Below are 19,727 nucleotides of genomic sequence, written 5' to 3' on the forward strand. Positions count from 1 at the left end.
GGTGTATTTCAAGTTTTTCCCTTGCTTTTCGCCTCCAGTCTTGAGAACCAATCCGTTATTGCTATCATCCATTGGCTCACCAATGAAGCCAGTACGCCTCGCCGTGACGAGGGAAAATGGTTGCAGTCGGGGATGTCGCCTTGGAAATCGTCAACGACCCTCTCCTACTTCTGTTCTGGGCGCTCGCCATGCTGGCCGTGGGCGCCTTCGCCGGACTGATCGCGGGCCTGCTCGGGGTCGGCGGCGGCATTGTCGTCGTCCCGGCGCTCTATCACGTGCTGGCCCTGATGGATGTCAACGAAGCCATCCGCATGCACATTGCCGTAGGCAGTTCGCTGGCCATCATCATTCCGACAAGCTTGATATCTGCCCGGTCCCACTATCGACGAGAGGCCGTGGATGTCCCACTGCTCAAGAAGTGGGTGGCGCCCCTTCTGGCGGGCGTGGTGATCGGCAGCGTGATCGCCGCCTACCTGAATGGCAACCTGCTGGCGGCGGTCTTCGCCGTGGTGGCCCTGCTGGTCGCCATCCGGATGCTGCGCGGCGAGGACAGCGTCAAGCTGACCGAAAGACTGCCCGGTGAGCCTCTGCGCAGCCTGCTGGCCGGCCTGATCGGCATGATCTCCACAATGATGGGCATCGGCGGCGGCACCCTGACCGTGCCGCTGCTCAGCGCCTGCAACTACCAGATCCGCCGGGCCGTCGGGACAGCCTCCGCGGTGGGCATCGTGATCGCCATTCCCGGCGCCATCGGCTTTCTGGTCAGCGGCCTGGGAGCAGAGGGTCGCCCCCCGCTCACCTTCGGTTACATCAACCTGGTCGCCTTCTGCCTCATCGTGCCGACCACCACCCTGCTGGCGCCCTATGGCGCGCGCCTGGCCCACACCATCAAGCCACGACTGCTGAAGATCGCCTTCGCGATCTTCCTGCTAATCACCTCGCTGCGCCTGTTCTACGACCTCTTCACGGCTCTCCAGGCCGCGTGAGTCCACCAGCGACGTCTTGTCCGCCCTGCGGCCAGCCAGCGAATCCGGCCCTCCCACCAAGTCGCGCTGCACCATCCTGAGATGCGCCTGCATCTGGGCAGCAGCCTCGTCAGGCAAGCGCCCGGCGATGGCCTCCGCCAGGCGGCAGTGATCCGCGGCATAGCGACGGCGACGCCGGTCATCGAGAACCGATTCGCGCAGGCGCCCCCAGGCAGCCTGCGCCCGCACGGCATTCAGGGTATCGAACAGTCCCAGGAACAGGCTGTTGTGGGCGGCCAGCGCGATGGCGCGATGTAGCGCGCTGTCCCAGATCTCGTAGGCCTCGATGTTGGTCGAGGATCCGCTCTTTTCCGCATAGTAGCGAATCTCCGCCAGCTCGCGTTGCGTGGCGCGCAGGGCGGCGAAGGCCGCCAGCCGCGGTTCCACCTCCAGGCGGACCTCCATGATCTCCGAGGGGTTCGTGCTCTCCGTCAGGCTGGCGATATCCGCCGCTCGGCGCTGCGGGCGCGGTCCGGCGAAGGTGCCCTGGCCCACGTGCCGCCAGACACGCCCCTCGGCCTCCAGCAGGTCAAGGGCGCGGCGCAGCGTCCGCCGGCCGACGCCCAGGGCGCCGGCCAGGTCACGCTCCGGCGGCAGGCGCATGCCAGGGGCATAGGTGCCGTCATCCAGTGCCGTGCGCAGGCTGCTGAGAGTGAGTTCGTATTGCGACATTCCGGCCCGTAGGCCCTCCGTTCGTGACCAAGCTTAGTTTCGTGATACCAGTTTGCCCGGCTTCACGGAAGTCCAGCCGCGCTTAAGCCATGGAACCAGCTGCCTTTTCACGCAGCCTCGGGGTGACCCGCAAAGCCCGAGCCGCTATAGTGCCTGCAATCATAAGGGGGGCACATGGAACTCAAGCGATCCATCGGGGTCATCGGGCTGACCTGCATCGGCGTGGGCGGTGTTATCGGTTCGGGCTGGCTCTTCGCACCTATCAACGCGGCACAACATGCCGGACCGGCGGCCCTGCTGTCCTGGGTGATCTGCGGCGTGGCGGTCATGCTGCTGGCCCTGACCTTCGCAGAGGTCTGCACCTGCCTGCCGGTGGCCGGTGGATTGGGCCGCATCCCCTTCTACAGTCACGGACAGACCCTGGCCGCGGCCATGGGCTGGACCGCCTGGCTGGGCTATGTGCTTGCCGCGCCCATCGAGGTCACTGTGATGCTGCAATACCTCCAGGGCCCCCTGCCCTGGCTTTCGGGGAGTTCGGCCAGTCACGGGCTCAGTTCCCTGGGAATCGCCTTTGCCATCGTCTTCCTGGCGATCATGACCGTGATCAATGCCTTCGGGGCAGCCCTCTTCGCCCGTCTCAATGCCGGACTGACGATCTTCAAGGTGATCGTGCCCATCGTGGTCGCCATACTGATCATCGCCGACCGTTTCCAGGGGGCGAATTTCACGACCAGTCCCTCCTTCACGCCGATGGGGTGGAAAGGCGTTCTGGCAGCCATTCCGACGGGCGGCGTGCTCTTCGCCTTCCTTGGCTTCCGCCATGCCATCGACATGGCCGGCGAAGTCCGCCGACCGCAGGTCACCATGCCGATCGCGCTGTGTCTTTCGGTCCTGATCTGCCTGCTGCTCTATCTCCTGCTGCAGGTTTCCTTCATCGGCGCGCTGTCCGCGGACGAACTGTCCAAGGGCTGGGCCCAACTGGAAAGCGGCCACCAGCTCGGCCCATTGGGCGCCCTTGCCGTCGCACTCGGCATGGTCTGGCTGTCCAGTGTCATCCTGGCCGGGGCCGTGATCGCTCCATTCGGCGGGGCGCTCGTGGCCACCGGCTCCAATGCCCGCATCACACTGGCCCTGGCGCGCAACGGCTTCTTTCCGAGCCTCATGACCCGCCTGTCCGAACGCCAGGTGCCGCTCAATGCCTTGCTGCTCAACCTGGCACTCGGTATCGCGGCCTTCTTGGCTCTGCCCTTCCAGGAACTGGTGGCCCTCAACAGCTCGGCCATCACCCTGTCGCTCACCATCGGGCCCATCGCCCTGCTGGCCTTGCGCTACCAGATGCCCGACATCGAGCGCGGCTTCCGCCTGCCCTTCGCCTGGCCGATTGCGGCCCTGGCCTTCGTCGTCGCCACTCTGGTGATCTACTGGTCCGGCTGGGACAACACCTGGCGGCTCGTGCTTGCGCTCGTCATCGGCGGCCTGCTCTTCGCCGCCGGCCAGGCCCGCAGCGGCAACTGGGACGTGGATGCCCGCAATGCCCTGTGGCTTTTGCCCTACATGATCGGCCTGACGCTGCTGTCCTGGCTGGGCGGGTTCGGCGGCGGCCGCGACCTGATTCCCTTCGGCTGGGACATCCTGGTGGGCACCGTCCTGGCACTGGCCACGCTGGTCTGGGCGGTCCGGCTGCGCCTGACCCGGGAAACCTTCGACGAACGCAACCCGGACCTGGGCCCCGAGACGGGAGGGGAGCGCTAGGCAACTGGGTTCGTAAGGCTTTTCACATGTTCAGGGGTCGAAGGGGAGGGTATCTGATGCGCGATCGCCAATACTGTGCAAGGGGTCTGTTTGGCCTCTTGTTGGTCAGTCTCCCTCTCAACCCCCTTCTGGCAGCCGAGGACATCTGCGAGCCGGCCGCGGTGCCGAAACTGGCCGAATGTTCATCCGCAACCATGCTTGGGGCCCTCAACGAGGATCTCCTCATTACGGGCCCCCGCACGCCCCAAGAACTCTATGCCGAAGGCCGCACCCCTCCAGGGCAGGCCGAGCTTACCTTCTCCGGCCTGGTCAAGGAGACGGGCACGGCTTGTGCCCAGCCCGTAGCGGCGCTCACCAGCGACGGCTTGCTGATGAGCGGCGCCCTGTCCGGCGCAGAGGCCAAAAGCTCCGTCAAGGCACGCGCCGAGAAGCTCAAGAAACGCGCCAAGGATATCGAAGGCGCCGACAACGCCGATGACCGGATCGCGGCCCTGATGGAGCTGATGGGGCGTTCCGCGGGCGAGGCGCGACCCGGAGGCGGCAATGACTTCGATCCGCTGAATGTTTTGATCCCCGAGGACGAACAGCAACGCGACGTAATCCTGGAAATCTCCAGCCCCAATGCCTTCACGCTGGAAAGCGGACAGCTCGGCAACCCCATCTGGGTGAAACACAGCGGCGCGACTGGCTGGGACCCACACGCCGCCAGCCATTTCGTCATCCAGTTACCCGGCACCACGCAGGATGAGCTGCAGCCTGGCGAAAGCTATGGCGCCGTCGCCCTCGCACCCGTCGACGGCGCGGAACCCGATGCCATGCCCAGCCTCATGGCCTTCTATTCCTCCTGGGAAGGCCGGTTCCAGCCCTTCCTCGAGCGGGAGCGCGCCAACCCCGAGGGTGCCGACATCCTGGACGACATCCAACGGGATTTCTCCCTGCCCGACGGCATGCGCGGCCTGAACCTTGCCCGAATGGCCCGGACAGGCGAGGGCCTGGCCTTCCAGGGCGAGGTCACCCTGGTGGGCGGACGCATGGATGGCGAAGTCCATATCCACGAGATTACCGAGGGGGCCGTTTACGGCCAGCTAGAACTTTCGGGTTCAGGCCTGGCCGAAGTCCAGGTTCACGAATTCACTTATGACAGGGAAGGCAAACTCGACGGCTCGGAACGAACGGAAACCCGCACACGCTCTGGCCCCATCAAACTGACCGGAAACTTCGAGGCTCCCAATCGGGGGAGCATGGTTCGCATGGGCTATGCAGCTGTCACGGTGGATGCACGCGGCGGAGAGCGCCAACCGGAGCTTACCGTAACCGCGCATTACCCGCCGGGTCGCGCCCGGAATGTGGACCGTAAGACTCCCGACCTGGAGATTCGCTTCGATCGCCGTCTCGACCCGGACAGCGTGGCCGCCGACAGCGCCTCTATCGAATATCCCAACGTCTTTGGCGAGATGGTGCAGATTGCAACGGACCTGCAGGTCCAGGGTGATCGTCTGCTGATAGAGCCGAAGGACCATCTGAGACCTGCCGCCTGGCACCGTGTCGTAATCGAGGGAGGCGCCCTGGGCCCTCAGGGGACGGACGGCGCCCAACTGCCGCAGTCCTATGAGTTTACCTTCGCCACCCTGCCCGAGGAATTCGAGATCGAGCCCCACGTCTTCCAGGTATCGAAAGACGCCCCGCTTGTCGCCGGCAAGCAGACCCTGACCCGGCTCTACGTGGACTGGGACCGACCGGAGCACACTGTCGATGAAGCCTGGCATGTCCGGACGATTCCGGCCGATTCCTGGGTCACCGACGAGCGCGAGGGCATGCTTTACGAAAGGAAGGAGGAGGCGGAAGTCCCCATCGAGGAGTTGACGAGCAAGGCTGAAAAGCGACGGGCAACCAACACGGTGAACTTCTTCGGCTGGCAGCCGGACCTGCGTCAGATGCGGCAGGTCCGCGGATTCGTCCAGCCTATCGATCCCTGTGACCGACGTCTGGAAAAGGAGGAAGGCGAACAGTCGGTTGCCTGGACCGACCTCCAGAAGCATCTCACCTTCGACTACTACATGATGCAGGTGGGCAGCTGGGCCGACGGTGTGCCGCCAGCGGCGCGGGATATGGCAGCCCGCATCGCCGAGAACAGTGCAGACTTCACGCAGCAGACCTTTCCGGTGACCGGTGTGACAGGGCGCGCCGCCGGAGACTATGCACCAAGCGAGGAATGGCGGAACGATCTCGCTTCCAAATTCGAGAAGTACGACAAGGCTTGGGCAAACCCTCTGCTCGACCACGACAAGGGGGAGATATTCCATCACTACAAGGCGCGATTCCTTTTGGTGAAAGAGCTTCATGACAGACTTTGGGAGCAGGGGAATGTTCCCGACCTGGTCGTCGCGTTCTTTCCCACGGACGTCATGGGCGGCGGCTCCTCGTTCGGCACCGACAAGCAAGCACCGACTGCACAAGAGGAAGTATGGCCCCCGCCCATCCATTTCCTGATGCCCTTCAGCCTGATGGAAACCTCGCGCCGGGCAGCCGAGGTCCCTGCCGTCGCGCATGAGTTCGGTCATGGCTTCGGCCTTCCACATGTGCCTGACGTGAAGGGGCGAACGGAACGTGCCATCGAATGCAAATCCGGCCGCAGTGAAATGCCGGGAATTGAAGGCTTTCGCCTGTCGCTGGATGGGAACAGCGGCTTCAACAAGTCCTTCGAGGAGGGCAACGGGGAAAGTCCGCATACCCTCCTGCCGCTCATGTACCCCTGCGTTCAGGAGACGGCCAAGCACTTCATCCTGCGCGATCATTACCAGCACCTTCTGGAAGCACTGGAACGGACCTACATGTCCCCCGGCCTGCCTTCGCCCGGCAGCAGCACGGAGGCACCGAGCACCCCAGCCCACCAGGGAACAAGCGCGTTTACCCAAATGCTCCAGCCGGTAAGCGTCGCCTCCGCATCTCAGGACAGTGTACAGGACCAGACCTACGTGATCTCCGGCTGGCTGGATGACAGCGGACAGCAGGCGCAGATCAACCACGTCTCTCCCGTTCAGGGGACTTCCCTGAAGCATGGACCCGAGGGAGACTTCACGCTGCTGCTGCGCAATGCTGAAGGCGGGCTGCTGTCCAGCCGGTCGATCGGCTCCGCCTTGCGCGACAGCCGCAACGGTCCCTTCCTGGCACTCGTCCGCAGTCCCGAACCACCCAACAGCGTGGAGCTGCGGCTGGAAGACAGCCTGCTGGCAAAACGCCAGCGCAGTTCAGTCCCACCGGAGATCGCAGCCTTCGACATTCGCGAGGTCGGCGAGGACGAGGTTGTTCTGGACTGGCTGTTGTCCGATGCCGATGGCGACCCGCTTTCCAGCTCCCTGCTCTTCCGCGCGGCGGATAAGGAGGCCTGGCGTGTCGTGGTGCCTCAAACACGAGCGAGCCGGGTGACGGTCCCCAAGGCAGCCTTGCCGGATGGCACCAGCCCCCAGTTCCGCCTGGTGGTCAGTGACGGCATGAACCGGACGGAGCGTCTGCTGAAAGCCACATCAGCCACCCGCACAACCCCGGTTCGGGAAGACCCCGTAGACGGGATGGGATCCCTTCCACCCGAGCCCGAACCGGATCGAGGACCGGCCCCACTGGCCGAGCAGCCTGTCGAGGGCCAGGAGGAAAGCTCCTCCGAAGAAACGCCAGATGACTCGTCGCAAGCTGTAACGGACTCCGGCCAGTCCGGGCCCGAAGGCAAGCTTGTGCTCGATGGCGAAACTCACGCACTGCAGATCGCACGCTGTGAACGCAAGAGCTTCGGGCCGGAGGCTTCGGTCATTGAGCTGAGCGCAACCTCGGGGCCTGTCGAGCGCGAACACCTGTCGGTGAAGGCCAGCATTGCGGAACTGCCCCAGGGTGCCCACCAGCTTGTGGAAGCACGCCGCATCGCTGCGGATGGACAGGAGAGCGCGGTCTACATGGCCATGCACAGTGCAGAGGGAGACGACTGGAAGGACCCCTTTGGAGAGCCGGTGGACGGCCCGCTTCTGCGCCTGCATGAGGGAAGGCTTACGGGCAGTGGCGAATTCTTCGATCGCACCCGTGAGGTGATGTCCCTCGGCGAGGGGCGCTTCCAGGCCGTCTGTCCCGGCTTGGACGACGAGTAGGGCCGCCTCTACTGTGCCGTATAACCGCCGTCGACCAGGTGGTAGCTTCCCGTGATGAAGCTCGCCCGTTCGGACAACAGGAAACAGGTCAGGGCCGACACCTCGTCCGCCGTGCCCAGGCGCTGAACGGGATGCAGGCCGGCCAGTTGGCCCAGGGTGTCCGCGTCCAGGTTCTTGGACAGCAGCGGCGTGTCGATGAAGGCCGGGCCCACGGCATTGATGCGCACGCCCTCGGTCGCGTACTCCATGGCCGCCGTCTTGGTCAGGCCGACCAGGGCGTGCTTGGCCGCCACGTAGGCAGGGGCCTTGGCAAAGCCGACGGAGCCCAGGATTGAGGCCATGTTCACGATGGCCCCGCCCCCGCTCTGCATCATCGCCGGAATCTGATAGCGCAACCCATAGAACACGCCGTTCAGGTTGATGTCGATCACCTTGCGCCAGCCGTCCAGGGGATAGTCGCCGGTCTTCTCGCTGGGCCCGCCGATGCCCGCGTTGTTCACGGCCAGATGCAGGCCGCCGCATTCCCGCAGCGCGAAGTTCACCAGGGCCTCGACCGCTTGCGCATCGGCTACATCCGCAGTGCAGACCTGGGCCTTTCCCCCGGCGGAACGAATGTCCTCGGCCACTGCCTGTGACGAGTCCTCCTCCAGGTCGCTGACCACAACTTCGGCGCCTGTCCGGCCCAGTTCGCGGGCAATCGCCGCCCCGATCCCCGAGCCGGCACCGGTTACAATGGCCACCTTGTCTTGAAAATCGTTCTCCATCACGACCGAATTCTCCTCTGTATAGTGCTGTTCTTGCGGTTGAATCGCTCGTCACCACACTACATCAAGGACGCTCCTCGGACAGTGAGGTCTAAGGGCGCAGGTTTCAGCTGTCACACTTGAACTTCCCCGCCCGCCGCATCCAGATATCAGGGTGTCGAATTGAAAAATGCTTGCAAGGCAGCGACTTGGTCGCAAGTGATCCGCTTGGCCGGATCGGCTATCTGTCGCCGCCGCGCGAAACCGGGGTTCGAATCACAGGCGCCATCATCTGCTTGCCGCGAAAGGAGAAACGGTAGCTGTCATGAGTCACGAAGCTGATGAAGACCAAAGCGACACGGCCAGAAAGGCCGCATGGTGCGGCTTCGAGGAAATACTCGGCGCCGGCCTGGCCACGACCATGACGCTGCATGCGCCTTTCTTCTGGGCGCCCCCAGTCTGGGTCATCGCCTTGATGCAGCCAGGCGGGAAGTGATTGGCCAGGAACGTCGGCATCCTGCCCCGTTCAGATCAAGGGGGTCCGCTTCCTGGAACGACAGCTTGAACCCTTCTTGTTGAGACTCCTCATTTTCACCCTCTGCGCCTGCACGGCGGCATCCTCCGTCAGTATTGAAGCGGGCGCCGACTGAGCCCACTCTCAATGGGACAGACATTCACAGCAACCTGGAGCACTGTCCCGACGAAGATCATGCAGACTCTCAGGCGGCACAAGCGGCACAATCTGCTGCATTCAGTGGTCCTCATCACCGGCATGGCGCTGATCGCCGCCGCTTGCGCCTGGACACTCTGGGGGCTGGAGGGCGTGATCTGGGCCCTGGTCGGCCTCACGCTGGGCCTTGTCGTGAGCCCCTCCCTGTCACCGGAGCTTGTGCTCAGACTCTATCGGGCGCGCGCTCTGCCGCGCCAGCAAATCCCCGAGCTTCACGAGGCCCTGCACCGTCTGGCCGAACGGGCCGGTCTGCCGTCCGTACCGGGGCTCTACTACGTGCCGAGCTCCATGAGCAACGCCTTCTCGGTGGGCCAGCCAGGCGATTCGGCGCTTGCCCTGACGGACGGCATGCTGCGGTCGCTGACCCCGCGGGAGATTCTGGCCGTACTGGCGCACGAGATCAGCCACATTGCCAACAATGATCTCTGGATCATGAACCTCGCCGACAGCATCAGCCGGCTGACCGCCCTCCTGTCCTACCTGGGTCTCTTCCTTCTGGCCCTGAACCTGCCACTGGCCCTGAGCGAGGCGGCAACTGTCCCCTGGCTGCTGATTGGCCTCCTGGTTCTGGCGCCGACCCTGCTCACCCTCATGCAGCTGGCTCTCTCGCGGACCCGCGAATACGACGCGGACCTGGATGCAGCGTGGCTGACCGGCGATCCGGACGCGATGGCTTCGGCCCTGGTAAAGCTGGAACGTAGCCAGGGCAGCCTCTGGAGCAGCTTTCTCCAACCCGGTCGCGGCATTCCCGTGCCCTCGCTCCTGCGCAGCCACCCGCCAACCCAGGAGCGTATCCGTCGTCTCATGGACCTCCGCGAGGCGCACAGCGGGCAGCCAGGTGGACGACCAGCGCCCCCGCAGACCGTGCTGCCGCAGCATCTGCCGCGGATTTCCCGTGCCCCGCGCTGGCGCTGGCCCGGGCTCTGGTACTGAGCTAGGATGGGTGATTCGGTAAAAAGGCCCCCTCCGATGTCCGGAGGAGGCCTTTGTCCCTGTCTCTGGAAACACCTGAAAGACAGGCGATCAGGCGGCGTTGTCCCAGGCCGGAGCCAGGTTCGCCGGATTGATGATGCGTCCATCCGAACGAGCCAGGCCCGAGATCTCCGACATTTCGGCCTCACTCAGCTCGAAATCGAAGATATCCAGGTTGCTGCGCACCCGCTCGGCCTTGGAGGTGCGCGGGATGGCGATGACGTCCGGCTGCTGGTAGTGCCAGCGCAGGACCACCTGTCCCGGCTCCTTGCCGTACGCCTGAGCGAGACGCTGGATTACCGGTTCTTCCAGCAGCTTGCCCTGCCCCAGCGGGCAATAGGCCGTCAGCGACATGCCGTGCCGGGCCAGCTCCTGGCGCACCGGATCCTGCGACAGCCAGGGATGATACTCGACCTGGTTGGTCACCAGCGGGGCTTCCGAAGCGGCCACGGCCTCGCGGATCAGGGCGACATTGAAGTTGCTGATGCCGATGTGCTTTGCCAGCCCGCGCTTGCGGACGTCGTTCAGGGCACCGATGGTTTCCGAGAGCGAAATCTCGGGATTGGGCCAGTGCAGCAGCAGCAGGTCCACGTAATCCAGCTTCAGGCGCTCCAGGCTTTCCTCCGCCGAACGCTGCAGATCGCCATCCGCGAAGCGGTCCGGCCAGACCTTGGTGGTCAGGAAGATCTCGTCGCGCGGCACGCCGCCGTCGCGCAGGCCGGCACCGACGGCCTCCTCGTTCTTGTACATCTGGGCGGTATCGATGTGGCGATAGCCGACCTCCAGGGCCTCGCGCACCCGGGCGCGCGCCACGTCGGCATCTAGCTGGAAGGTCCCGAAACCGATCTTGGGAATGACGGCACCCTTTACCTCGACTCGATCCATAACTCTTACCCCATTGATTTGGCTGTGAATTTCTTGGTCGAAAGAATACAGGACTGAATGACGACCTAGAGGGGAAATGGGGTGCCGGTCGGATTTTTCCAACCGGCGATCCGTCTCCTCCCTCATGCCCGCGCAGGCTTGCAAGGTCCGCGACTCCGGGCTCTGGGCTGCTTCAATGGGCGCCTACGGATCGGAAAACAGTGTGGCAATGTTCTGGGGAACCTCGACTTCCATGGACAGCAGGCGGAAGGTGCTGGTCTTTCCGTGGGTATCCAGCGCCAGTGCTGCGTTCACGCCCCCCTCCAGAGCATCCTCGATCACGAAGTTCAGGGCCTGGAGATTGGGCAGTTCATGGCGCCGCACCCCGCTTACGCCACGATGTTGGAACGCCTCCAGCACGCGCTCTTCCGTGACCTGGTCCAGCAGGTAGGGCCAGACCGCAGGATCATAGGCGATCACGCTGATGTTCTGGCGATTGCCCTTGTCTCCCGAGCGTCCATGCGCAACCCGGTGGAGAGGCACGCGAACCAGGACGTCATCATTGCCTTTCTCTGCAGCCATCGTCACCTGTTCTCCCATTGCACCACGCAAACTGTCCGCCATGCCATCCGGCATGAAGATATTGATTATCATCACAGCAGATAGTCTGGTACCAGAAGAACCCTAACGCACGGGAGGTATCATGTCCTTCTGGATTGGATCCGGGGCCGGGTTTTCCGGCGACCGCGTCGATGCGGCGGGCCCGGTCGTGGCCGAAATCGCCAGGGGGAACCCCGACGGCGGCGCCATTATCTTCGAGACCATCGGGGAACGCACCCTGGCCCTCGGCCAGCTTGCGCGCCAGCAGGATCCGGCCAGCGGCTATGAACCCCTGCTGCCCGAGATTATCCGCCCGATCCTGAAGGACTGCATCGACGCCGGCATCACCATCGTCGGGAACTTCGGCTGCGCCAACCCGAAGGCCGCCGCCGAAGCCATCCGGAGCATCGGGCAGGAGCAGGGCCTGGAGGGCCTGCACATTGCCGTGATCGAGGGCGATGATATCCGCGGGACCATCCGCCTCGACGAGCACGAGATCTGGGACGCCGACCGTGACCTGCCGCCGCCGGAAGGGGAGATGGTCTCGGCCAATGCCTATATCGGCGCCGAGGCCATTGCCGAGAGCATCCGCGCCGGCGCCCAGATCGTGGTAACCGGGCGCGTCGCTGACCCAGCGCTGGTTCTGGGCCCCCTGGTCGCCCACTATGGTTGGTCCTGGCGAGACCACGACCGCCTGGCCGCCGGCACACTGGCCGGGCACCTGCTGGAATGCGGCGCGCAGGTGACGGGCGGCTATTTTGCCGACCCGGGCTTCAAGGACGTGCCGGAGCAGGAGAACATCGGCTTTCCCTTTGCCGAAGTCGAGGCCGACGGCACCTTCGTCATCACCAAGCCGGCGGGCACCGGCGGGCTGGTGGACAGCCGGACCGTCAAGGAACAGCTGCTCTACGAGATCCACGATCCCACGGCCTATCTCACGCCTGACGTTGTCCTGGACATCGGGGCGGTGGAGATCGAGGAGGTTGGTCGGGACCGCGTGGCCGTCCGGGGCGCCCGGGGACGCCCGCGCCCGGACAGCCTGAAGACCACCGTTGGCTTCATCGGCGACTGGCTGGGCGAGGCGGAAATCTCCTATGCCGGGCCCAACGCCTTCGCACGCGCCCGGCTGGCGGCCGAGACCATAGAAAAGCGCCTGGAGCGGCGCGGCCTGGACCTGCGCCATCGCCTGGACCTGATCGGGGTCAGCAGCGCCTTCGACAACGACGCTGGCACGCTCTGGCGCGCCGCCGGAGAGAACGACCCTGACCTCTGGCCCGAGGACTTGCGCGTGCGCCTGGCCGTCAGCGACGGCAACCGCGAGCGGGTGGCCGCGGCACTGCAGGAGGTGCTGGCCCTCTACTGCTGTGGCCCGGCCGGCGGCGGCGGCCAGCGCAGCCGGATCAGTCCGCGCATCGAAACTCGGTCTTACCTGGTATCGCGAGAGGAGGTCCAAGCTTCCTACAGCTTCCTCTGACCGGACAGGCTGGAAAGACAACGGTGGGCCAAACAGGAAACGCCCGGAGGTTGCCCTTAGCGGCCTCGGGAAGCTGCAGGAGTTGCCACACCATCGATCACTTCCGTGAAATCGCCAACTCGTGCCACTGTTGCAAGGGCCGAGCGGCCAAACTTTGATGGGGTCGCCAACAGGAACACTCGGCTAGCTGCACGCATCGCCGCCTGCTTCACCGTTATCTTGGACAGGCTGAAGTCCATCACCCTGCCCTCAACATCAATACCGGAGCAAGCGATCAGCGCCAGATCGAGTTGCATGCCGGAGAGGGCGAGCACAACCTCTTCCCCAACCAAAGATCCATCGCGGCCAGCAACACGCCCGCCTAGCACGCGAACCTCATGCTTGGAGGAGTCCAAGGCCAGCGCCGCACGGATACTGGTTGTGAAGACCGTTAGGCCACGCCGGACATTCAGAGCCTCGGCCGTCATCTCCATTGTTGTCCCGACATCGATAAACAAACTGGCTCCATCATCGATCAGCGCGGCCGCTGCCTCGGCTATGCGGCGTTTCTCCTCCACAGCGACACCGGTTTTGTGCTCGTGATCAAGGCGAATCGCCTCCGACTCACCGATGGGTCCGGCTCCCCCATGGAAGCGCTGAAGCAGTCCCGCTTCGGATAGGGCGATGATGTCCCGTCTAACGGTCTGCGTGGAAACGCCGAAATCCTCGGACAGATTGTCAATTGTGACGAAGCCCTGTCGCTCAGCAAGACGCAGAATGTGCTTCTGCCGTGGACTCATCTCACCCATGGGGGACGAAATCTCATGTCGTTTTCGGATGTCCTGCCTCGCTGCATCTAGGCCAGTTGCGAAAGAATTAAGTCCGATGTAAGAAAACTTACAATACCATAAGGAGACGACAATGCAATCCGACGACTATCTGATCGCACAAGACAGGATATACGGCCCTCAAGGACGGCTTGATCCCTGGTCCTGGCGCTGGCTTCCGGAGGAGAGTCCCGTCAAGGCCATGACGGTGTCTCCACGCCGAGCTTTGGAGCATTTGGCCCACACCGGAGAGATGCGTCGCATTCCCATAGGGGTCATCGGCCCACGCGAGGCCACGGACGAACAGCTTGCCTTGGCCGAAGAGATCGGATCTGCATTGGGCCACCTGGGCCTGACGGTCATCTGTGGAGGAAAGACCGGGGTGATGGAGGCCGTCTCCCGCGGCTGTCATACCGCAGGAGGGCTTAGTGTCGGCCTGTTGCCTGACCACGACTGGCGAGCTGCGAACGATTACATCGCTCTGCCCATAGCTACTGGGATGAGCGAGGCACGTAACATGATCATCGCAAAATCCAGTGCCGCATTGATAGCGATCGGTGGTTCGTACGGAACATTGTCGGAAATCGCTTACGGCCTGCATTTCTCCAAGCCAGTGATCGGCTTGGCTGGAGCCCATGCTATAGAGGGCGTGGAGCTCGTTGCCGACACCGATGCCGCCATCAGCCGCCTGTCGGCTCACCTGCTCGCATCGGCTGCGGGATAAATATCCACGCAGTGTAATATTACCTACACAATTAAATGTATAATGGAAGAATAGTTCCATTCCTGGAGGCAACGTGAACGCCATCCCCACACTCGAGCTTGGCGACGTGACGCGGCGCTTCGGCGAACAGACTGTCTTGGACAGCATCTCGCTTGCCATTCCGCCCGGCAGCTTTACGTCTTTGCTGGGCGCCTCGGGCTGTGGAAAGTCCACAACCTTGCGAATCATGGCCGGCCTTGATCGACCGACCGCTGGCGCAGTGCGCCTGGAAGGCCGGGAAGTGAGTGCACTGACCGCGCACGAACGCAATATCGCGATGGTCTTCCAGTCCTACGCTCTCTATCCGCATCTCACAGTGGCGCAGAACATAGCCTTACCGCTTACAATGAAAAGTCTGTCCGCCCTCGGGCGCTTGCCGCTGCTCGGCACCCTGATCCCCGGAACGGCAGCAGCACGCAAGGAGATCCAGGCAAAAGTCTCGGCGGCCGCCGAAATGCTGGGATTAAGCCATCTGCTCGATCGCAAGCCGGGTACCCTTTCGGGCGGACAGAAACAGCGCGTCGCACTGGGACGGGCACTGGTTCGCGATCCGGTCCTGTTCCTGTTGGATGAGCCGCTCTCCAATCTCGATGCACGTCTGCGCGTACAGATGCGGGCAGAGCTCGTAGCGCTCCATCGTCGCACCGGGAAGCCCTTCGTCTACGTAACGCACGATCAGGCCGAGGCAATGGCCATGTCCGATCAGGTGATCGTGATGATCGAGGGCCGTATCGCCCAGGCTGGCACACCACGCGAACTTTACGAACGCCCGGCCTCACTCGCCGTGGCCGAATTCGTGGGGGCTCATGCGATTAACCTGATCACACCGCAACAAGGCGCAGGAGAGATGCACTCTTCAGCCGCGCGTGCAATCCTGGGAGTGCGACCGGAGCATGTGGTTCCTGCCCCACACGGCAGCTTCACCGCAAAACTCAGAAGCGTAGAATATCTTGGCTCTGAGATCGTACTGAGCCTGCGTACCGATCAGGGTGTCGAACTGAAATCGATCGCGCCCGGAACTTTCGAGCCACCTCTGCCGGGCGATAACGTTCGGCTGAGCTTCGATCCAACCTGCACGCACCTATTCCATCCCGAAACGGGAGCACGGATCGGCGGAGCGTCGGAATGCCGGTCCTGACTCGCAGCCAGCGCGAAACATTGACTGATGTCTGGTTGACCGGTCCGGCAACCCTTGCGCTGCTGATCTTCATCTTCCTGCCCATCACGATCGTCACCATTCTCTCCTTCTCGGATTATCAATTCGGTGCAGGAGACCTGAGTTGGGTCGGCTGGGAGAATTACATCACCCTCTTCACCTCGGCCATCGGACAGCGGGCGATCGTCAATACACTGATCTATGTCGCCATCGTCATACCTTTTTCGGTGGTCTTCGCACTGCTCGTTGCCATCGGTTTGCACCGGATGCTGGACTGGGCGCCAGCTCTGTCACGGATCCTGCGCACAGTGTACTTCCTGCCAGTTGCGGCGACTTTGGTGGCCATGGCCGTTGCCTGGCAGATGTTGCTGCATCCGAATCTCGGCCTGGTAAACAAGGTATTAAGCTCGCTCGGCGGCGCTCCCCAGAACTGGCTCAGTGACCGGGGGCTCGTGCTCTATACCTTGGCAGCGATCGGTGTCTGGCAGAGCGTGGGTTACAACATGGTCCTGTTCCTCGCGGGCCTCTCCGCCATCCCGAACGACCTTTACGAAGCGGCGGAAGTTGACGGGGCGGGCGGTACTTGGGCGCGATTCTGGACCGTAACCTGGCCGATGCTGGGGCCGACGACACTCTTCGTACTCGTCGTCACCGCCACCAATGCCTTCCGTGTATTTGAAACTGTCGCAACGCTGACCCGCGGGGGTCCGGCCTTCGCCTCAGAAACACTGGTATATGCGCTTTACCGCGAGGGGTTTGTCTACTTCAAGGCGGGCTACGCCAGTGCAATCACTGTGATTTTTTTCGCAATCCTCCTGACTCTGACGCTGGCGCAGATGCGCCTCGTCGAACGCAGAGTGCATTATCGATGAGCAGAAGGATGATGTCTCGTAGCGTGTCTACACTGCTCTTGCTGGCAGGAGCCACGCTGATTCTGCTGCCTTTCATCTGGATGCTCTCGCTCTCGCTGAAACCGCAGGACGAAATCTTTGCCAGCACCATCACCCTGCTCCCCTCGCGGCTGGAATGGGGAAATTACGTCAAGGCCTTCACAGAGACGAATATTCCGCTCTTCCTCTGGAATGGCTTCGTTGTGGTCGCAGGGATTCTGTTTTTTCAGCTCCTGTTCTCGATCCCCTGCGCCTTTGCCTTGGCTCAGCGGAATTTCCGACTGCGGACCGTCGTGTTCGGACTGGTCCTGGCAGCACTTCTGGTGCCGTTCCACGTAACCGCCATACCGATCTTCCTCGGTCTGGCAGCTGTGAACCTGCTCGACAGCTACGCGGCGCTGATCCTGCCCTTCATTCCCACGGCCTTCGGCATCTTCCTGTTCCGCCAGTTCTTCGCCCAGATGTCGACGGAGCTGTTCGATGCCGCACGGGTTGACGGCCTATCCGAAACAGCGGTGGTCTGGCGAATCGCCTTTCCCCTGGCGCTGCCCGCCGCCACGGCGTTCGCGATTTTCTCGGTGACGGCGCATTGGAATGATCTCTTCTGGCCATTGATCGCAACGACGAGCCCGGAGATCGCCACCCCACCCCGCGGCATCCTTTATTTCCGCGATCAAGAATCGGGCGACGATGTAGGTCCGCTGATGGCCGGCGCTGTGATCATCACCGCTCCACTGGTCCTTGCCTTCCTCTTCGCACAGCGGAAGTTCATGCAAGGACTGGCAGCAGGTGGGCTCAAGGGATGAGCAATACACAACCAAAAGTGCGGGACAGAACCCGCCAAACCTCCGACCAGAAACCAGACACAATGGAGTCCTGCACATGAGAACCCTTCTTGCCGCAACCGTATTGGCGCTGACGGCCACAAGTGCCGCTGCCCAGACCGAACTCCGCGTCCACTATGCAATTCCCACCATTTGGGCTGAGACCCAGGATGCCCTGGCTGAGGCATTCATGAAGGAACATCCGGAGGTGCGTATCGTTCTCGACGGACCCGCCGAAGGATATCCTGAAGGCGTACAAAGACTAGTGCGCGAAAGCGTGGCGGGGACGGCCCCGGATGTAGCCTATGTCGGCTTGAACCGCTGGCGAATTCTCGAGGATCGAGACCTGATCCAACCTCTCGATGATTTCCTTGGCGAAAATCCGGAGGCACAGGGTTACACGCCGGCGCTGCTGTCGCTGGGTCATTATCAGGACACACAATACGCTCTGGCCACGTCTGCCTCCACCTTGGTGATGTACGTGAACCCCGACCTGGTGGAGCAAGCCGGTGGCTCGATGGAGGATTTCCCGACCACCTTCGATGGAGTGATTGAACTGGCCGCAGACATAGACGCACTGGGAGACGGGATCGACGGCGTCTGGATCGATCGGCATGACTGGCGTTTTCAGTCGCTTCTCGGTTCCTACGGCGGCCTGCCGATGAATGCGGACGAGACGGATATAACCTTCGACGATGAGGCTGGCATCGCTGCGGCCACGCTCTATCAGCGCTTCGCTGAAGAGGCAGGCATGCCCTCCTATACCGATTCCGATGCGCGACAGGCCTTTCCTGCGGGTACGCTCGGCATCATGTTCGAAAGCTCTTCCCTTCAAACCCGGTTCGAGCAAGGGGCTGGCGACAATTTCGAGGTTACGGTTCGCCCCTTGCCGATCGCTGCCGAAGATCCCTCGAACGTCTGGTTCCCAACCGGGGGGTCGGCGATCGTGATGTTGACCGAGGACCCCGAAAAACAACAGGCCGCCTGGGACTATATCTCGTTTGTCACAGGCCCCGAGGGGCAGCGGATCATTGTCGAGAACACCGGTTATGCACCGGCAAACGCCCAAGTGCTCGAGGATCGGACGTATCTGGGCTCCTACTATGACAAGAATGAGAACGCTCGCATTGCGCACACGCAAGTCGCGCAGTATGCCGGTCCCTGGTACAGTTTCCCTGGCCCCGAGGGCGTAGCTGTGACCGACATGATCGCCGCCGCCATGGTCGATATCACCGAAGGTGCAGATCCCGAGGCCAGGGTCAAGGAACTGGCCCAAACGCTGCGTATGCAATTGGGCATGGAATAAACGCAGGAAACGGCGGCCCTAGTTAGGGCCGCCGTTTCCTTCTTCATTCAGCTTACGGTATACGTCCTTCCCGAAGAAACCTTGGCTCGCAGCTCCCAAGCGGGTGTCTCGACTCGCTGCCTTCGAACCTGAACGTCTAACTCTCGTCCAGCAGCTCGTAGCTCTCGGGATTGTCGGGACAGAGGCCGAATTTACACTCCGCGAAGGTGGAGCCCGCATTGATCAGGGTCAGCAGCGAGAAGCAGAACAGCGCCACGATGCCCAGCCCGGTCGCGCCGCGCCACCCCACGCGCTTGGCCATGCCGGGCGTGGGCCGGAACTGGTCCTCGAACAATAGCAGCAGGGCACAGGCCAGGATGATCAGGCAGAAGGCGATCAGGGCCCAAGTATAGAAGTGCAGTCCGAAAAGCGCGTCCCCGTAGGTGCCGCTGCCGGGCACGATGTGCAGCAGGATCTGGCGTGTCGCCACACCAGCGCCGACGCACGCCCCCAGGATTGCGACCCCGTAATGGCTGGGCTGTGGCCCGAACAGGATGTTGAGCGCGAAACCGAAACCCGCCAGGACGAATCCGACCCGCTGCAACAGGCAAAGCGGACAGGGCAGGTCGCCCTGGGTGAACTGATCCACGAACGCGAAGGTCAGGATGCCGGCGATTCCAAGCAGGATAAGCGCATTCAGCTGGCGAGCCATTTCCGGGGAGATCATGGAGCTGTCCTCACCACTGCAGCGAAAGCGTATCGGTTGCATGCATGGCAAAAAGACCAAGGGTGATCAGCAGGCTCAGCGCCCAGAGCCCGATCCCCAGTTCCCGCTGGTTGCCGGACAGGGCGATCAGCCCGGCAAAAAGCAATAGGAACGGCAGCACCATCATGAGTTCAAATCCCCGTCTGTTCCGAACAGCCTTTTTATGGATCAGGATCTTATCGGATACGTCGGCTGCGATCCCTTTCGCCTAACACAGCGGACACCGCCTGTCATGGAGACATTTTCCCGGCCCCGCAGACGGCCCGGCCAGT

General features: G+C 62.8%; 18 protein-coding genes. 11 read left to right on the forward strand and 7 right to left on the reverse strand.

The window, feature by feature from the left end; translation table 11 throughout:
* Window positions 1–116 precede the first annotated feature (116 nt).
* Window positions 117–986, forward strand: coding sequence for a sulfite exporter TauE/SafE family protein (locus ACFOW6_RS02665; RefSeq protein ID WP_382420777.1), 870 nt, complete (start codon window positions 117–119; stop codon window positions 984–986).
* On the opposite strand, the gene ACFOW6_RS02670 is transcribed toward ACFOW6_RS02665, so the two are convergent.
* Entirely contained in the window at window positions 930–1,697 is a 768-nt protein-coding gene (locus ACFOW6_RS02670) for a FadR/GntR family transcriptional regulator (RefSeq protein ID WP_382420778.1), read from the reverse strand. The genes ACFOW6_RS02665 and ACFOW6_RS02670 overlap by 57 nt on opposite strands.
* Before the next feature lie 174 nt (window positions 1,698–1,871).
* Here ACFOW6_RS02670 and ACFOW6_RS02675 point away from each other — a divergent pair, with 174 nt between their 5' ends.
* Window positions 1,872–3,449 (forward strand): APC family permease, encoded by a 1,578-nt coding sequence (locus tag ACFOW6_RS02675; protein ID WP_382420779.1) that lies wholly within the window; start codon window positions 1,872–1,874, stop codon window positions 3,447–3,449.
* Window positions 3,450–3,505: 56 nt separating this feature from the next.
* Window positions 3,506–7,582 carry an Ig-like domain-containing protein gene (locus tag ACFOW6_RS02680; protein ID WP_382420780.1) on the forward strand — a complete coding sequence of 1,359 codons (4,077 nt, stop codon included), beginning with the start codon at window positions 3,506–3,508 and terminating at the stop codon, window positions 7,580–7,582.
* An 8-nt stretch (window positions 7,583–7,590) separates the two neighbouring features.
* Here the strand turns inward: ACFOW6_RS02680 and ACFOW6_RS02685 are convergent, their stop codons facing one another.
* Entirely contained in the window at window positions 7,591–8,346 is a 756-nt protein-coding gene (locus ACFOW6_RS02685; RefSeq protein ID WP_382420781.1) for an SDR family NAD(P)-dependent oxidoreductase, read from the reverse strand.
* 304 nt (window positions 8,347–8,650) lie between these two features.
* Here ACFOW6_RS02685 and ACFOW6_RS02690 point away from each other — a divergent pair, with 304 nt between their 5' ends.
* Both ACFOW6_RS02690 and ACFOW6_RS02695 read left to right on the forward strand, forming a co-directional pair.
* Window positions 8,651–8,821, forward strand: a complete 171-nt coding sequence (locus ACFOW6_RS02690) for a hypothetical protein (RefSeq protein WP_382420782.1) — start codon at window positions 8,651–8,653, stop codon at window positions 8,819–8,821.
* 213 nt (window positions 8,822–9,034) lie between these two features.
* The gene (locus ACFOW6_RS02695) at window positions 9,035–9,988 is read left to right on the forward strand and encodes a zinc metalloprotease HtpX (protein WP_382420783.1); all 954 of its coding nucleotides are present in this window, start codon (window positions 9,035–9,037) and stop codon (window positions 9,986–9,988) included.
* A 90-nt stretch (window positions 9,989–10,078) separates the two neighbouring features.
* Here the strand turns inward: ACFOW6_RS02695 and ACFOW6_RS02700 are convergent, their stop codons facing one another.
* On the reverse strand, window positions 10,079–10,912 hold the full coding sequence (locus ACFOW6_RS02700) for an aldo/keto reductase (RefSeq protein WP_382420784.1): 834 nt from the start codon (window positions 10,910–10,912) through the stop codon (window positions 10,079–10,081).
* A 183-nt stretch (window positions 10,913–11,095) separates the two neighbouring features.
* Window positions 11,096–11,473 carry an AtuA-related protein gene (locus tag ACFOW6_RS02705; protein WP_382420785.1) on the reverse strand — a complete coding sequence of 126 codons (378 nt, stop codon included), beginning with the start codon at window positions 11,471–11,473 and terminating at the stop codon, window positions 11,096–11,098.
* Between the two features lie 121 nt (window positions 11,474–11,594).
* Here ACFOW6_RS02705 and ACFOW6_RS02710 point away from each other — a divergent pair, with 121 nt between their 5' ends.
* On the forward strand, window positions 11,595–12,965 hold the full coding sequence (locus ACFOW6_RS02710) for an acyclic terpene utilization AtuA family protein (protein WP_382420786.1): 1,371 nt from the start codon (window positions 11,595–11,597) through the stop codon (window positions 12,963–12,965).
* A 56-nt stretch (window positions 12,966–13,021) separates the two neighbouring features.
* Here ACFOW6_RS02710 and ACFOW6_RS02715 read toward each other — a convergent pair whose 3' ends face one another.
* A complete protein-coding gene (locus ACFOW6_RS02715) occupies window positions 13,022–13,753 on the reverse strand; it encodes a DeoR/GlpR family DNA-binding transcription regulator (protein WP_382420787.1) in 732 nt (243 codons plus the stop codon).
* Between the two features lie 112 nt (window positions 13,754–13,865).
* Between ACFOW6_RS02715 and ACFOW6_RS02720 the strand changes: the two genes are divergently transcribed.
* The 5 genes from ACFOW6_RS02720 to ACFOW6_RS02740 all read left to right on the forward strand — a co-directional run bounded on the left by ACFOW6_RS02720 (window position 13,866) and on the right by ACFOW6_RS02740 (window position 18,710).
* Window positions 13,866–14,495: a TIGR00725 family protein gene (locus ACFOW6_RS02720; protein WP_382420788.1), complete on the forward strand. Its 630-nt coding sequence runs from the start codon at window positions 13,866–13,868 to the stop codon at window positions 14,493–14,495.
* Window positions 14,496–14,568: 73 nt separating this feature from the next.
* Window positions 14,569–15,672 (forward strand): ABC transporter ATP-binding protein, encoded by a 1,104-nt coding sequence (locus ACFOW6_RS02725; RefSeq protein WP_382420789.1) that lies wholly within the window; start codon window positions 14,569–14,571, stop codon window positions 15,670–15,672.
* A complete protein-coding gene (locus tag ACFOW6_RS02730; protein WP_382420790.1) occupies window positions 15,660–16,562 on the forward strand; it encodes a carbohydrate ABC transporter permease in 903 nt (300 codons plus the stop codon). Before ACFOW6_RS02725 ends, ACFOW6_RS02730 begins: the two co-directional genes overlap by 13 nt.
* A gap of 23 nt (window positions 16,563–16,585) precedes the next feature.
* Entirely contained in the window at window positions 16,586–17,386 is an 801-nt protein-coding gene (locus ACFOW6_RS02735; protein WP_382420791.1) for a carbohydrate ABC transporter permease, read from the forward strand.
* 76 nt (window positions 17,387–17,462) lie between these two features.
* A complete protein-coding gene (locus ACFOW6_RS02740) occupies window positions 17,463–18,710 on the forward strand; it encodes an extracellular solute-binding protein (RefSeq protein ID WP_382420792.1) in 1,248 nt (415 codons plus the stop codon).
* A 136-nt stretch (window positions 18,711–18,846) separates the two neighbouring features.
* Here ACFOW6_RS02740 and ACFOW6_RS02745 read toward each other — a convergent pair whose 3' ends face one another.
* Together ACFOW6_RS02745 and ACFOW6_RS02750 are read right to left on the reverse strand one after the other, a co-directional pair.
* Window positions 18,847–19,416 carry a disulfide bond formation protein B gene (locus ACFOW6_RS02745; protein ID WP_382420793.1) on the reverse strand — a complete coding sequence of 190 codons (570 nt, stop codon included), beginning with the start codon at window positions 19,414–19,416 and terminating at the stop codon, window positions 18,847–18,849.
* A gap of 10 nt (window positions 19,417–19,426) precedes the next feature.
* Window positions 19,427–19,582 (reverse strand): DUF5993 family protein, encoded by a 156-nt coding sequence (locus tag ACFOW6_RS02750; RefSeq protein ID WP_382420794.1) that lies wholly within the window; start codon window positions 19,580–19,582, stop codon window positions 19,427–19,429.
* Between the last annotated feature and the right edge of the window lie 145 nt (window positions 19,583–19,727).

It is taken from the genome of Fodinicurvata halophila (assembly GCF_042651425.1).
In the GTDB taxonomy this organism is placed as follows: Bacteria; Pseudomonadota; Alphaproteobacteria; order Kiloniellales; family DSM-21159; genus Fodinicurvata; species Fodinicurvata halophila.